Raw genomic sequence first — 13,022 nt, forward strand, 5'->3', positions numbered from 1 at the left:
TGATTTGATCGAAATGTTAAAATAGCAATACTAAAACAAATGCGAGTAATTCTAATATTGATCCCGAATTGTTGAAGGGCGTTATTAACTTTCCGGGATCCATAACACTTTAGATTTCATTATTTTTTTTTACCCCTTTATAAACCCAATAAACTGCTATTATACCTATAATATAGCGAATATTTATGGAGAAGACTATTATAGGGCTTAATTTCGATGATAATAATAAAAGTATTATCAAACCCATAGCACTACATCCAAATATAAAATTAGCAAGATTAGAATAATGTTTTTTTGAAAGTTCAAAAGCATTTTTACCTATATAATTTATCGATATAGAAAATATTGCAACTGCAATTAAACCGTTTAATAACATAGATAATGTGTAGTCATAAGTAACATTAAAATCAGGACTTCCTTTTGCCAACTTAGGCAAGTATAAGAAAATAAAATCTACAGTGAAAATCATACAAAATCCTTCAATTGTAAGTCCTAAATACTTTTTAATTGTTTTTAGAACATGGGTTTTAGGATTTACAGCAGATATTATATTATCAGCGAATTTTTTATAATCCTCACCCAACATGCTTTTTACAGTATTACCTTCCTCTTGCCAATCTAAAAACATTCTCAATATATCACTAATAATTTCTTCTTGTTCTTCGTCACTTAAACGACTTACCCTCAAATAACAAACTATATCTGTAAATATTCTATCGTTTTCTTCTGATAGACTCTTGTTCAACTTGAGGTTTTCTTTGATATCACTCTCTACATTACTCATATTTTTCCTCCTCATAATTTTTAAATATATTATATTTCACTTTGATGCTATTACACATCTACAAATGGTAAAATATACATGATTTATGGTGATTGTGGTATAATTAAATAAATTATTTGTGCCAAATTTGTAGGAACGAATGAAGTTTGAGAAACTGGGTTTCTTATTTGAAGGACGATTATTGATGTAAATTTATAAATTGTGTATAATTTGTTCTTAAAAATAAATGATTATGTCAACATAGCAAAATATGATAAATTAATATGTTTTATATAGTTCATAGCAGTATAAGAACTTCTTGAATCATAACATATAAATAAGAGGGGATGAGTTTATGGGGTTAATTACTTTAGATAAGGTTGAAAGGCTTGAAAAAAAATTAGATGATATTGAAAAACATTTAGTTAGATTAGAGGCAAAAATTTGCAATGCAAGTAAAGAAAATAATTCAATTAAAAGCATTGGGACGAACATAGTTGAAATGAAAAATCAAATATGGGAATTAAAAAAATAATACAGTATAATTCAAATTAGATTGTAATTGAATCAAGGTGAAAATTTAAGCTAATGTACAAGTGAAAGCTATGGATTTTAAAAAATTCATGGCTTTCGGGTTAGATCTACTAAAATTTTCTTAGTAATTGATATTTAAGTTTATAGGTGGTACATACAGAAGGTGGTAAAATTATGTAGAAACATAAGGGAGATAACAGCTGACTTGAAAATTGGAGCGTAATTGTATTTTATTACAGATTATTATTATGTTTTAATAAGATAGTATAAGCACGGGAGGGGTGTTAAATGAATAATTATTTCGAAAGTTATCAACTAATTTTATTATCTGAGGAATATTTAAGGGAATTATATAACTGGAATATTGCAGAAAAACATTTTGAACAATATACATGTAGACCATTAAAATTGCAAAAATCATATGGTGAATACGTTAATAAAATGATGGATTCAATTGATAATATAAAAGACAAAACCTATATATTAGTGAAAGAAGATAATAGTGTCCCTTTGGGGAAAATTGAATTATTTGATTATAATCCAAGAAACCATAGTGCCGAATTTGGATATTATTTACCTGAACATAATAGAAATAAAGGAATAGGGAGTATAATATTAGAACAGTTTATAAATATAGCATTTACAGATAATGATTATAATTTAAACAAATTATATGCTACTACATCCTCAAATAATATATCTTCTATAAAACTTTTGGAGAAGTATGGATTTAAAATAGATGGAAGGTTAAGAGAACATTATTGGATTAATGAAAGTAAGTATGATCAATGTGTTTATTCTATTTTAAAATCTGAATTGTAATATATTATGGTGAATTTATAACCTAAACAATAATATATTTAGCAATTGCATTAGATAGCTCTTCATATGTATTATATTTGTACAAGTAGTAGTGTAGACAGATATTTATTAAAGTATAGTATCATGTAAAATAATGTTATTATATTCATAATAGCATTTTTAAAATGTAAAAAAAGATGAAGGAGTGATAATAGTGAGAGTAGAAGGATTAGAGAGAATATGTCCACTTTGTGGACAAGACAATAATTGTCAACATGGTCAAGGTGGATGTTGGTGTGATACAGTTAAAGTCCCTAAGTACATTCTAGATTTGATTCCTAATGATAAAAAGGGTAAAGCTTGTGTATGTAAGTCTTGTTTAGAAAAACACCAGAAATAAATGAAATTAGTGAATATATTAAGCAGCGTTAATTTTAAATTTAGTTCACATTCTTCTAATAGATCTTCGAAAGTACCCCCATGTCGTTAGATGTTGGAGTTAATATATTAAGTGTATATTAATAAACTGAAAGTAACACATTATCAATTGTGTTACTTTCAGTTTGGTCAAAATGTTTGTATAGTAATACTAAAACAAATATCAGCAATTCTAATGATTAAGAGCATCATTTCCAATTACAAATTTTCCTAATCTCTTAAATGGATATATAATAAACTGTGCTTTTCCTTTTATATCATTACTATCTATATACGGATTTTCCCATCTTCGGGCATCAAATGAATTAGCTCTATTATCTCCAAAAAACAAATATTTATTTTCTGGAATTTTAAATTTTTTATCTAAATCTTCCATATATACTACATATGGTTCTTCAATTTTGCTTCCATTAATAAAAACTTGCCCCTTATTTTTTATAATAACTTCATCTCCTGGAAGGCCTATAAGTCTCTTTATTAATGGTATTTTTAATTCGTCAGATTCAAAAACTATTAAATCACCTCTTTTTAGGTTGTCTTTATTATAAACTCTTGTAACGGTAATTTTATCGCCTATCTTTATAGTCGGGTACATTGATTCCGAGGGAACTTTAATATTAAAAAATAGAAATTTATATATTAAAGTTGCCAAAATTATTGCTACAAGTATGGGGAATAGCCACTCTTTGATAAAATATTTTAAAAGTTTCAATTATTTAACTTCCTCGTGAAAATTAAAATGCGATAGTTGGACTGAAAATAGTCATAAAAATACATATTAAAATCCATACTTGAATCAACAATTTAAAAAACTTTTCTGAAACCCAAGAAAGACAAGATAAACACCAACAAGTGCGTTGATTTGAATCATAAAAAAGTTTTTGATATATTCTTTGTTTCGTTCCATCTGGAGGTTCAACTTCTACATCTATGAATTTAAACATTTCTTTTAAGCGTTTATCTTCTTTTATCATATAATTCATCTCCTGATATCTTGAAAAATTCTTTTTTAAAACTGTTTTTTGATCTTTGTAATATGCCATCAATAGACTTTGGAGTTTTGCATAAACAGGTTGCAATTTCATTTACACTATAATCATCCATATATTTGAGAATAAGAACATACTTATAAATAGACTTCAAATTATTTAAGGTTTCTAAAATTATTTTTCTCGTTTCCAAATTTATAATCATAAATTCAATATCTTGGTTGTCCTTTACATAATCGAGTTCTTCTGCGTAAGCAAAATCATCTTTTCTAATATTATTTCTATAATAATTTAATATTTTATTTTTTGCTATTCCACATAACCAAGTTTTATGGGAACTTGTACCTTTATAGTTAATGAGTCCTTTCATTGCACTGATAAAGGTCTCCTGAACTATGTCTTCGGTGGCTTCTTTGTTTGCTGCTAATCTTAAAAATACAAAAGAATAAACAGAATTAAAATTTGTTTCATATATTTTCTTGAAATTTTCTTTATTCATATTTAAAATATTTTTTATCATCTATTTCCACCTAACCATCTGTAGTACTAAAATATAATTGCTCTTAATTTACCATATTTTTAAAGGCTTTCATATCTTTAGTAACACAACAAGAAGAAATCCCCTGAAAAACATTAAAATATAATAAAAAATATTAAACTTGCTACAGAATAATTTATACATTAAATAAACTCACTTTTTTCTCCTGTATAATAAATAGCAAGCTGATGGAGCGCTCTTGTACAGGCCACATATAAAAGATTCCTATCAAACTCACTGTTATAATTGTCCTTTGAAACATTGAACACAAGCACTACATCAAATTCTAGACCTTTTGATATATAAGAAGGAATAGCAAGGGTACCCTTTATACTGTCAGTATTTTCTGTATTTAACAATTTAATGTTAGTTAAATTGGATAGCTTTTTTTGAACCAATAGGGTTTCTTTCTCCGTTTTGCAAATAACTGCAATAGACTCATAACCACGACTTTCATAGTTATGAATATCTTGGATTATAGCGTCATAAAGCAACTCTTCATTCTCCTTAAATATAATTTGCGGCTCCGATTCATGTCTCTCAAAGGAAACAAACTCCTGTTTGCTATTTAATATTTTCTGAGTAAATGAATTAATCTCCATGGAAGACCTAAAACTTTTATTCATAGAAAGCTTTATGCTCTTTTTCTTGTGTAGAATTTTCTCTATATCATCATATATAGATTTATCACCACGTTTTTCGAGAGTTTGGTTAAAGTCACCGAGTACTGTAAACTTAGCTCTAGGTAGCAGAAGATTAAAAACTTCATATTGAAGTGGATAATAATCTTGGGCTTCATCAATAACAACCTGCCGTATATCTGAAAACTCGCGACTGCCGTTAAGCCTTAGTTTGATATATAAAAGGGGAGCACAGTCTTCGTAATTAATATAGCCTTTATGGAGACTTTCTATGGTTTCTGATACCATTTGGTTAATGTTTTTTGGTAATTCTAACCCTTGCGAAAGTTTTAAAAGAAGTCCTGTTTTATTAAATAGTAATTTATACAAATCCACATAATCAACCTCAGTAAATTTATGAATATGCTTCATTAATACCTTAGCTTCTTTAATTGCCATTAATCTGCTAAAAGATTTTAGCTCTAATTCATGCCCTATGCCATTTAGAACAATTTTCTGGATTTTTTCAAGCCTTGATTTCCTTAAAGGATGGATCTTATTAAGCATTATACTTTCTATTCTTTTAAGTTTTTTTGATATTGGCATATCCATTTTACCGTTTAGGAAAAGATTATTTAGTTGCTGTTTTGTTTCAATAATTTTTCCATCATAATATAAGTCTTCAAAATGTGTTAATTTATGCTCATAATAATGTATTAATCTATCCAAAATAGTTACAAATGATTTCGAACCTTTAAATTTAGTGTTCTCCATTTTTATATTTAAATTTTGTTGATTATCATTAATAATCAAAGTTTCAAGTTGCTGCTTTCTACTTTCAAATATAAATCTATTATCTAAAAAATCAACTACAATATCGTCAAAAGTAGTTTCCTCTACGTTTTCCTCGCCTAGTTCTGGTAAAACTCCAGAAATATATTTACTGAAAACAGAACTAGGAGAAATTATAATAATATTATTGGAATATAGCTTTGATCCCATACCAACATAAAGCAAATATGCAATTCTATGTAGTGCTATAGATGTTTTACCGCTTCCAGCTACGCCTTGTACAATCAAAAGCTCATTTTCAGTATCTCTAATAATTACATCTTGTTCCTTTTGAATGGTTTCAACAATATTTTTCATATTTGAAGAAGAATTGTGACTTAACACTTCTTGTAGGATATCATCATTAATTGTTATGCTACTATCAAAAAAATACTTAAGCTCAGAATTCTCAATTTTATACTGCCTCTTCATAAAAATATCACCCGAAATTATTCCAAAGGGCGCATTATATGATCCTTTACCAAGTTCACACTGATAAAACATACTTGAAATAGGGGAGCGCCAATCGTATATTAAAATTGAACTTGTATCATTATCTATTAAATTATAAAGACCGATATAAATCTGATCTGTATCATTATAAGCATCTTCCTTAAAATCAAACCTTCCAAAATAAGGTGAGTTTAAAATCCGTGTATATTTTTTTATTCGTTCCACCGATTTTTCATAATTATAATTTTGACTATCAACTTCAGAGAGTTGTTGGAGCATTTCTGGAATCCTATCAAGATCATTTGAAGAGTGAACAGATTCTTGCCACATATCTCTTCTTGAAGCAATAAGGTCTCTTTTTCTAAAATTTATCTCATATTCGTCTTTACCTAATTCTTTTTTGAGGAAGTTAACTATACTTTCAAGATATACAAGTTCCTCTTGTTTATTTAGCTCATAATCATTCATTTTCTCACGCTCCCATATTTTTATAAAAATCATTGACATTTACATTCATTATGTGATATAATAAGATGAAACATATAGTGGGTTATTATGTTGTATAATCATATCCACATTTAATTATAGCTAAAAATCCTGTTTAAGTAAAGCTTATACGTGGTTTTTTTTTATTTTAGTACAGTTTTTAATATTAAACCTGTAAAAGAAATTAATAGTAACAATTTAATAACAGAGATATAGAGGGCAATTAGATGCCTTCTTTTTTTATTACAACTAATCAAAGTGAAAGTAAAACAATAGTAATTGAGTTCCTTTCACTTTGAGGGTATTTCACAATCCTCTAAGCATTGTAAATATATTCTATTCATACAGAAAAGGAGAAAAGTCATCTGAAGTTTCTCATAACCCAAAATGGATGATCGCTTCTCCAGTTTTTATCAGTCCAATTCCTCCACTTAATTTTCAGTAATTTAAAAATTGTATCATCATCATATCATCATATCCTATCCATGCATCATTCCTAAATAACATCTTTAAAGGCATTTATTTCAGATTATTCATAAATATGTTTGAAATCATCATAAAATCCTTAGAATTGTTTAGTACAATAAAACTATAGTAAATGAAAGGATGATGAATATATGGATTCTTATATTTTACAAACAGAAAAATTGTGCAAAAAATTTGGAAACCAACATGTAGTTAATAATATTTCACTAATGGTGCAAAGGAATTCTATCTATGGACTACTTGGCCCAAATGGTGCAGGGAAATCAACAACATTAAAAATGATAACAGGGCTTTTACGCCCAACCTCAGGTAATATAATATTTGATGGACATCCATGGAATAGAAAAGATTTAAAAGATATCGGAGCATTGATTGAATCTCCGGCACTCTATGGCAATCTTACTGCTGAGGAAAATCTCAAAGTACACACTAAATTATTAAATCTGCCTAATTCACAAGTACATAAGGTGCTTGAAACTGTGGATTTAAGGAATACGGGTAAGAAGAGAGCATCACAGTTTTCGATGGGTATGAAACAGCGTTTGGGAATTGCCATTGCACTTTTAACTCATCCGAAACTTCTAATTTTGGATGAACCCACCAATGGACTTGATCCTATTGGAATACAAGAACTTCGCGAATTGATCCGTTCTTTTCCGTCTCAGGGTATTACGGTAATTTTATCAAGCCATATGCTTTCAGAAGTAGAGCAAGTTGCTCAATACATTGGTATTATTAGTAATGGAATATTAGGTTATCAGGATGAAATTCATAAAGATGATGATTTAGAAAAACTATTTATGAAAATTGTGAAGGAAAGTAGAAAAGAGGAGGAAGAATGTAATGCTTAATTATTTGCAATCTGAAAACCTAAAATACAAGCGAACATTTTCTCGAAAGATCATTGTCATGGCTCCATCATTTTTTATATTGTATGCAATGGTTACTATGGCAAGTATGGAAGTTAAAAAAGAATATTTTATTATTACAGTTTTTAACTGGTGGCCACTTATATTTATACCACTAGGTTCTGCATTACTTTGTTCACTGTCAAATGCTAAAGAAAAAAAATCAGGAAATTATAGAGGACTGCGATCGCATAATGTAAAAGGTATAGGGTTGTGGCTTAGTAAAATAGCAATCATCGCTTTGTATACATTTATATCTTCAATAATGCTCATAGCCTTTGTATTTTTTGCTGGAGTTTTAAGCAAAGGTAATGCGGTTCCTTTTTTAAAAGTTTGTGAGGCAGGTATGGTAATTTGGATTACATCAGTTGGCTTGATACCAGTTTACTTGTTCCTTTCAACATGGCTGGGTACACCTGCTTCAATTGGAGGTGCCTTAATTGGACTTGCAGCAGGCGTTATGATGGCCCCTGAGCCATCATGGATATTGATGCCCTGGAGCTGGCCACTACGTTTAATGTGCCCTATTGCTCATGTACACCCAAATGGTACTATACTTACAGATGGCAATTTGTTAATGAATCAATCTGTAATTCCAATCGGTATTATTGTATCACTTGGATTTCTGATTATAACTTCGTGCCTTACATCACTTTGGTTTGCCAAAAGGGAAGTGTGCTAACTTTGAATATATTTAGATGTCTATCTGCTGAGTGGATGAAAACAAAACGGACTCAAATTAGACTTATTTTTATTGTCATAACCATAACTTATCCTATTTTTATGCTGTGGTATTGTTCCAATAATAAATTACAATATAAAATTTATGATGCTTTTTTTATGGTAATATCAATTTTTCTTCCCGTTCTAGTAAGTTTGAGTTCAGGACTTATTGGGGATGCGGAAGAAAGTGCAGGAAACTTTAGCATAATCCTAAGTTCAACTGTTTGTAGAACAACGAGCTATCTTAGCAAATTGCTTTTACTTGAGATTATGACAACTATTTCTATGCTTTTTTCTACTTTTATTCTTTTAATTGGGATGAAGTTTATTCTGCACATAGAGAACATTCAATATGGTCTATTTTTTCAAGGCTCATTGCTAACCATTATTGGCTGTATATTTTTGTATGTATTTTACCTATTCTTAAGTTTTGCTTTTGGAATGGGGGTTTCAATTTCCTTGGGTGGAGTAGGCTTTCTAATCGCTGCACTTATGGGCACAACTTCAATTGGTGATAAAGTATGGCTGTTCATTCCATGGACATGGTCTGCACGCCTTTCAAAAATTCCGGAATGCTTTATTCCTGAAATACCACTTTCCACAGGAGTAGTTACATCAGAATTTTCTACGTTGCTGTATGGAAGATACCTTCCATTTGTAATCCTAGTCACAATTATGCTACTAATTGCTAGCCTTGCTTGGTTTAGTAAGTGGGAAGGCCGAAAGTCCTATGAATAATAAATTTCAAGTATTGTTTTTGACCGCAATGTCAATGGATAAATACGTAATGTATGGAATAGGGCTTTCAGCTGTATGTATATCTAATAATAGAAGCAGATATGGAACATTTATATCTAATATTAATTCTTTTGTATAAAAAACTGTGGTAGAATTCTTAGAAGAATTAAAACACTCCATGTATTATATATTTTCATTAAAATAGATTTTATAAGTGAGAATTTAATTAAATAGAAATCAGGTGAATTACAGTGAAGCAAAAAAAAATAGTAGTAGTGGATGATAATGAGGATATTTGTAGAATGATAAAAGAGTATCTTGAAGCGCATAATTATTATTATGTTGAAACATATGAAGATGGAACTAAAGCTTTAGAAAATATTCTTAGGAATAAATTTGATTTAATCATACTTGATATAATGATGGATGGTATAGATGGCATAGAAATTTGTAGTATTATTAGGGAAAAAGTTAGTTGTCCTATATTGTTTTTAAGTGCAAAGAATTTAGAGGAAGATAAGGTAACCGCACTTTCAGCTGGTGGGGATGATTATATTACAAAACCATTTGGATTAAAAGAATTAATGGCAAGAATTGAATCTCATTTAAGACGTGAAGAAAGAATTACAAAAACCGATAATTATATTCTAAGTTCTAAGAATATAATTATCGATATCCTAGCAAAAGATATTTTTTGTATGGGTGTAAAATTGAACCTAACAAAGAAAGAATATGAGATAATTAAGCTTTTTATGTTATATAAAAATATCACGTTATCTAAAGAACAAATATTCAATAAAGTATGGGGCAGTGATTCAGAAAGTTATTTAGAAACTGTTACGGAAAGTATAAAAAATATAAGGAGAAAAATCAAGCAAAAGGATTCATGCAACTCATATATAAATACAGTTTATGGGTTTGGATACAAATGGGAGATAACCAATGAAAACTAATAGAACAATTAAAAGGGATTTTTATTTACTTGTTATTAAAATATTCTCATATACTTTAATATCAACAATTATTGCATATATGGTTCTTTTAATGTTTATATTAATACTTACTAACTTTACTAAAACAACAGACTACTATTCTAAATATTTAGATAGCATAGAACAAAAAATTGTAATTAATAAAGATTTAATATTACAAGGCCAATTAATAAATTTAAATTCATATGCGGGCAAGATTCAAGGTGAAGTTGTAGACCTTAATGGAAAGCATCTATTTGGAGATGTAAATATTATAAACAAAGATATTAATGTAGTAAAATGCATAGGTGCTGATACTGTTAAAAACAACTATATATATAGATGTGTACCATTAATACAAGATAACTATATAAAATATATCTACATTATAAAAGCTCCATTTGGATACCTGATTAATAATGTAAATGAAAATCCAGCAGCTGTAGTTGTATATATTACCCTTATTGGTTCTCCTTTAGTCTTTTTTGTTGTTTATTTATTTTTATTTACTAAAAAATTATACAAATCCATATCAAAAAATATTGAGATATTACTTGATTCAGCAACTAAAATATCAGAAGGAAATTTTTCGTTTGAAATTGATGGACTTAAAGGAAAAGAATTTAGAGCCATACAAGATTCATTCAATATAATGATAAATACGTTAAAACAGACTGTAGAGGGATTGTCAAAGTTAGAGAATGATAGAAAAATGATAACATCGTCAATTGTCCATGATATAAGAACTCCAATTACAGTGATAAAGGGCGAACTTGAATTAATAAATGAATTAAAAGGTAAAAAAGGATTTTATATCAATAACTACATAGAAATAATCAATAAAAATTGTAACAAAATGATATCTCTTACTGAGAATTTATCTTTAGTATATAAAGTGGAAAATTTGAATTTTCTACTTAGAATACAAAAAGTTGATTTAAATAATCTTCTGATGGAGAAAAAAGAGGAAATATCTCTTTTAGCAAGTAAGAAAAATTTAAATGTTCAATTTGAAGTGAATTTGAGTAAGAAATATTATTTATTGGATGAAGCGATGCTAAATCGTGTACTGGATAATATATTACATAATAGCCTTAGGTTTACGGATAACGGGAATATAAAACTTATTGTATTTGATGAAAATAACAATAAGAAAATTTATTTTAAGTGCGTTGATACAGGCAGGGGATTTAAAGAAAAAGATACAAAAAAATTGTTTAATGCATTTTATCAAAATGATTCGTATAAAAATCATTTTGGTCTAGGTCTTTATATTTCCAAAAAAATTATTTTGAATTATCAGGGAGAAATTTTAGCGTATAACAATGAAGATAATGGAGCAACAGTTGAATTTTTTATAATAGAAGATGTTTCAAAAAAACAAGTGGTGCACTTATAGAGTAATATATAAGTGCACCACTTGTTTCGTAATTAGTGTACTGAAAGGTGAATGTTATATATGAAAGGAAGTATTTAATGTTATCGAAAGCATCGCTACTTATTTTAGGATTAATTAATCGGAAAGAGATTAATGCATACGAATTAATAAAAGATGGTTTTTTAGTATTGACATATACAGTCAAACTGTATATCATATAACTATATAGTTAAACTTTATAAGAAAGGAGTTAGAGAATTAAATGAAAAAAAATAAAAATTTACCACTTACAGAAACAGTTTATTACATTCTTTTATCTCTACTTGAACCAGCACATGGATATTTAATTATGCAAAAAGCTGAAGAATTAAGCGGCGGGAAGGTAAGAATAGCGGCAGGGACTTTATACGGAGCCATTGAAAATTTGCTGAAATTAAAGTTTATTCAACCTGTTGAAAGTGATGACAACAGGCGTAAAGTTTATCTTATCACAGACGAAGGAAAGAAAGTATTACTTCTTGATTTTGAAAGAATGAAACATATGATTGAGATTACTCAGAAAAATTTGAAATAGAGAGGGGTGTCAATATGAAAAAAATTAGATGTTATGTCAGCCTTGATAAAGAAGAAAAATGGTTAAATGAAATGGCAAACAGAGGTTGGGAATTGGATGAAAAACATACAAAATATGAATTTCGTAAAACTTCACCTAACGATACTATTATAAAAATAGATTATCGCAATTTTAAGTCAAAGGACGATTTTCAAAATTATATTATCCTTTTTAAGGACTACGGGTGGGGACATATTGCTGGTACAAAAACATCTGGAAAACAATACTTCAAAAAAATAGATGAAAGAGCTGGTGATGATATTTTTTCTGATGTCTCTTCTAAAGCAGAGAGATACAAGAAATTGTCAAATATGTGGCTATCATTGGTAGTATGTTATATTCCAATATCAATAGCGTTTGCTTTGCTGATGTAACTGTTATCTCTAACACCCTAGTTAAAAAAGAGAACTTTTCTTTCATCATATCAAAATCTGAACCTGACTCAAGGTATTTTGCAGTACCTTCAATCGCGAAGCCTGTTCCTTGGTAATCTTTATAACCCAAAACGTCTTTACTACCTAAAGCCATCTTTACTTTATTATTTTGATTTACATTTTTTTCTGTTCGACGCATTGAAGCTGCGGGAATTAAAATTCTTTCATCAGATGTTACAATTAAATATGAGTTCCAAGTGTTAACTACATGTGGTTCATCTATTCCCCATGATACTATTGAAACTACACCTTCATTTTTTAGTACATCAAAAAACTTTTCTGTAAGCATTGTATATTTCCTCCTTAAAATTTTATTAA

16 protein-coding genes and 1 pseudogene are annotated in these 13,022 nt (G+C 28.6%); 11 read left to right on the forward strand and 6 right to left on the reverse strand.

From position 1 onward, the window contains the following. Positions 1–109: 109 nt before the first annotated feature. Positions 110–784: a DUF1129 domain-containing protein gene (locus ACWJKP_RS02725; protein WP_165414428.1), complete on the reverse strand. Its 675-nt coding sequence runs from the start codon at positions 782–784 to the stop codon at positions 110–112. 334 nt (positions 785–1,118) lie between these two features. Between ACWJKP_RS02725 and ACWJKP_RS02730 the strand changes: the two genes are divergently transcribed. The 3 genes from ACWJKP_RS02730 to ACWJKP_RS02740 all read left to right on the forward strand — a co-directional run bounded on the left by ACWJKP_RS02730 (position 1,119) and on the right by ACWJKP_RS02740 (position 2,498). Continuing rightward, positions 1,119–1,298: a hypothetical protein gene (locus tag ACWJKP_RS02730; protein WP_165414429.1), complete on the forward strand. Its 180-nt coding sequence runs from the start codon at positions 1,119–1,121 to the stop codon at positions 1,296–1,298. A 287-nt stretch (positions 1,299–1,585) separates the two neighbouring features. Next, positions 1,586–2,119: a GNAT family N-acetyltransferase gene (locus tag ACWJKP_RS02735; protein WP_165414430.1), complete on the forward strand. Its 534-nt coding sequence runs from the start codon at positions 1,586–1,588 to the stop codon at positions 2,117–2,119. Between the two features lie 193 nt (positions 2,120–2,312). Beyond that, positions 2,313–2,498: a cysteine-rich CWC family protein gene (locus tag ACWJKP_RS02740; RefSeq protein WP_165414431.1), complete on the forward strand. Its 186-nt coding sequence runs from the start codon at positions 2,313–2,315 to the stop codon at positions 2,496–2,498. A gap of 210 nt (positions 2,499–2,708) precedes the next feature. On the opposite strand, the gene lepB is transcribed toward ACWJKP_RS02740, so the two are convergent. The 4 genes from lepB to ACWJKP_RS02760 all read right to left on the reverse strand — a co-directional run bounded on the left by lepB (position 2,709) and on the right by ACWJKP_RS02760 (position 6,435). Continuing rightward, complete coding sequence (gene lepB / locus ACWJKP_RS02745; RefSeq protein WP_165414432.1) at positions 2,709–3,248, reverse strand: signal peptidase I; 540 nt, start codon at positions 3,246–3,248, stop codon at positions 2,709–2,711. 22 nt (positions 3,249–3,270) lie between these two features. Further along, on the reverse strand, positions 3,271–3,510 hold the full coding sequence (locus tag ACWJKP_RS02750) for a hypothetical protein (protein ID WP_165414433.1): 240 nt from the start codon (positions 3,508–3,510) through the stop codon (positions 3,271–3,273). Further along, positions 3,494–4,045: an RNA polymerase sigma factor gene (locus ACWJKP_RS02755; protein ID WP_165414434.1), complete on the reverse strand. Its 552-nt coding sequence runs from the start codon at positions 4,043–4,045 to the stop codon at positions 3,494–3,496. Before ACWJKP_RS02755 ends, ACWJKP_RS02750 begins: the two co-directional genes overlap by 17 nt. 161 nt (positions 4,046–4,206) lie before the next feature. Then, positions 4,207–6,435, reverse strand: a complete 2,229-nt coding sequence (locus tag ACWJKP_RS02760; RefSeq protein ID WP_165414435.1) for a HelD family protein — start codon at positions 6,433–6,435, stop codon at positions 4,207–4,209. A gap of 635 nt (positions 6,436–7,070) precedes the next feature. Between ACWJKP_RS02760 and ACWJKP_RS02765 the strand changes: the two genes are divergently transcribed. From ACWJKP_RS02765 to ACWJKP_RS02800, 8 genes are all read left to right on the forward strand, one after another. Continuing rightward, the gene (locus tag ACWJKP_RS02765; RefSeq protein WP_165414436.1) at positions 7,071–7,790 is read left to right on the forward strand and encodes a lantibiotic protection ABC transporter ATP-binding protein; all 720 of its coding nucleotides are present in this window, start codon (positions 7,071–7,073) and stop codon (positions 7,788–7,790) included. Further along, complete coding sequence (locus ACWJKP_RS02770; RefSeq protein WP_165414437.1) at positions 7,783–8,529, forward strand: lantibiotic immunity ABC transporter MutE/EpiE family permease subunit; 747 nt, start codon at positions 7,783–7,785, stop codon at positions 8,527–8,529. The genes ACWJKP_RS02765 and ACWJKP_RS02770 overlap by 8 nt, the downstream gene beginning before the upstream one ends. Beyond that, the gene (locus tag ACWJKP_RS02775) at positions 8,523–9,308 is read left to right on the forward strand and encodes a lantibiotic immunity ABC transporter MutG family permease subunit (RefSeq protein ID WP_462961399.1); all 786 of its coding nucleotides are present in this window, start codon (positions 8,523–8,525) and stop codon (positions 9,306–9,308) included. The genes ACWJKP_RS02770 and ACWJKP_RS02775 overlap by 7 nt, the downstream gene beginning before the upstream one ends. Next, positions 9,301–9,447, forward strand: coding sequence for a hypothetical protein (locus ACWJKP_RS02780; protein ID WP_165414439.1), 147 nt, complete (start codon positions 9,301–9,303; stop codon positions 9,445–9,447). Before ACWJKP_RS02775 ends, ACWJKP_RS02780 begins: the two co-directional genes overlap by 8 nt. 112 nt (positions 9,448–9,559) lie before the next feature. After that, positions 9,560–10,261 (forward strand): response regulator transcription factor, encoded by a 702-nt coding sequence (locus ACWJKP_RS02785; protein ID WP_462961400.1) that lies wholly within the window; start codon positions 9,560–9,562, stop codon positions 10,259–10,261. Continuing rightward, positions 10,251–11,678 (forward strand): HAMP domain-containing sensor histidine kinase, encoded by a 1,428-nt coding sequence (locus ACWJKP_RS02790; RefSeq protein ID WP_165413795.1) that lies wholly within the window; start codon positions 10,251–10,253, stop codon positions 11,676–11,678. Before ACWJKP_RS02785 ends, ACWJKP_RS02790 begins: the two co-directional genes overlap by 11 nt. A gap of 241 nt (positions 11,679–11,919) precedes the next feature. Beyond that, on the forward strand, positions 11,920–12,231 hold the full coding sequence (locus tag ACWJKP_RS02795; protein WP_165413794.1) for a PadR family transcriptional regulator: 312 nt from the start codon (positions 11,920–11,922) through the stop codon (positions 12,229–12,231). 71 nt (positions 12,232–12,302) lie between these two features. Beyond that, entirely contained in the window at positions 12,303–12,644 is a 342-nt protein-coding gene (locus ACWJKP_RS02800; protein ID WP_263492502.1) for a DUF2812 domain-containing protein, read from the forward strand. On the opposite strand, the pseudogene ACWJKP_RS02805 reads toward ACWJKP_RS02800, so the two are convergent. Continuing rightward, positions 12,622–12,993: pseudogene (locus ACWJKP_RS02805) on the reverse strand (pyridoxamine 5'-phosphate oxidase family protein); the annotation flags it as partial. The gene ACWJKP_RS02800 and the pseudogene ACWJKP_RS02805 overlap by 23 nt on opposite strands. Positions 12,994–13,022: the final 29 nt, after the last annotated feature.

It is taken from the genome of Clostridium sp. CM037, assembly GCF_055081095.1.

Coding starts and splice junctions, on each gene's coding strand:
- ACWJKP_RS02725 (WP_165414428.1), bottom strand. CDS start 784: ATGAGTAATGTAGAGAGTGATATCAAAGAAAACCTCAAGTTGAACAAG.
- ACWJKP_RS02730 (WP_165414429.1), top strand. CDS start 1,119: ATGGGGTTAATTACTTTAGATAAGGTTGAAAGGCTTGAAAAAAAATTA.
- ACWJKP_RS02735 (WP_165414430.1), top strand. CDS start 1,586: ATGAATAATTATTTCGAAAGTTATCAACTAATTTTATTATCTGAGGAA.
- ACWJKP_RS02750 (WP_165414433.1), bottom strand. CDS start 3,510: ATGATAAAAGAAGATAAACGCTTAAAAGAAATGTTTAAATTCATAGAT.
- ACWJKP_RS02755 (WP_165414434.1), bottom strand. CDS start 4,045: ATGATAAAAAATATTTTAAATATGAATAAAGAAAATTTCAAGAAAATA.
- ACWJKP_RS02760 (WP_165414435.1), bottom strand. CDS start 6,435: ATGAATGATTATGAGCTAAATAAACAAGAGGAACTTGTATATCTTGAA.
- ACWJKP_RS02765 (WP_165414436.1), top strand. CDS start 7,071: ATGGATTCTTATATTTTACAAACAGAAAAATTGTGCAAAAAATTTGGA.
- ACWJKP_RS02770 (WP_165414437.1), top strand. CDS start 7,783: ATGCTTAATTATTTGCAATCTGAAAACCTAAAATACAAGCGAACATTT.
- ACWJKP_RS02780 (WP_165414439.1), top strand. CDS start 9,301: ATGAATAATAAATTTCAAGTATTGTTTTTGACCGCAATGTCAATGGAT.
- ACWJKP_RS02790 (WP_165413795.1), top strand. CDS start 10,251: ATGAAAACTAATAGAACAATTAAAAGGGATTTTTATTTACTTGTTATT.
- ACWJKP_RS02795 (WP_165413794.1), top strand. CDS start 11,920: ATGAAAAAAAATAAAAATTTACCACTTACAGAAACAGTTTATTACATT.
- ACWJKP_RS02800 (WP_263492502.1), top strand. CDS start 12,303: ATGGCAAACAGAGGTTGGGAATTGGATGAAAAACATACAAAATATGAA.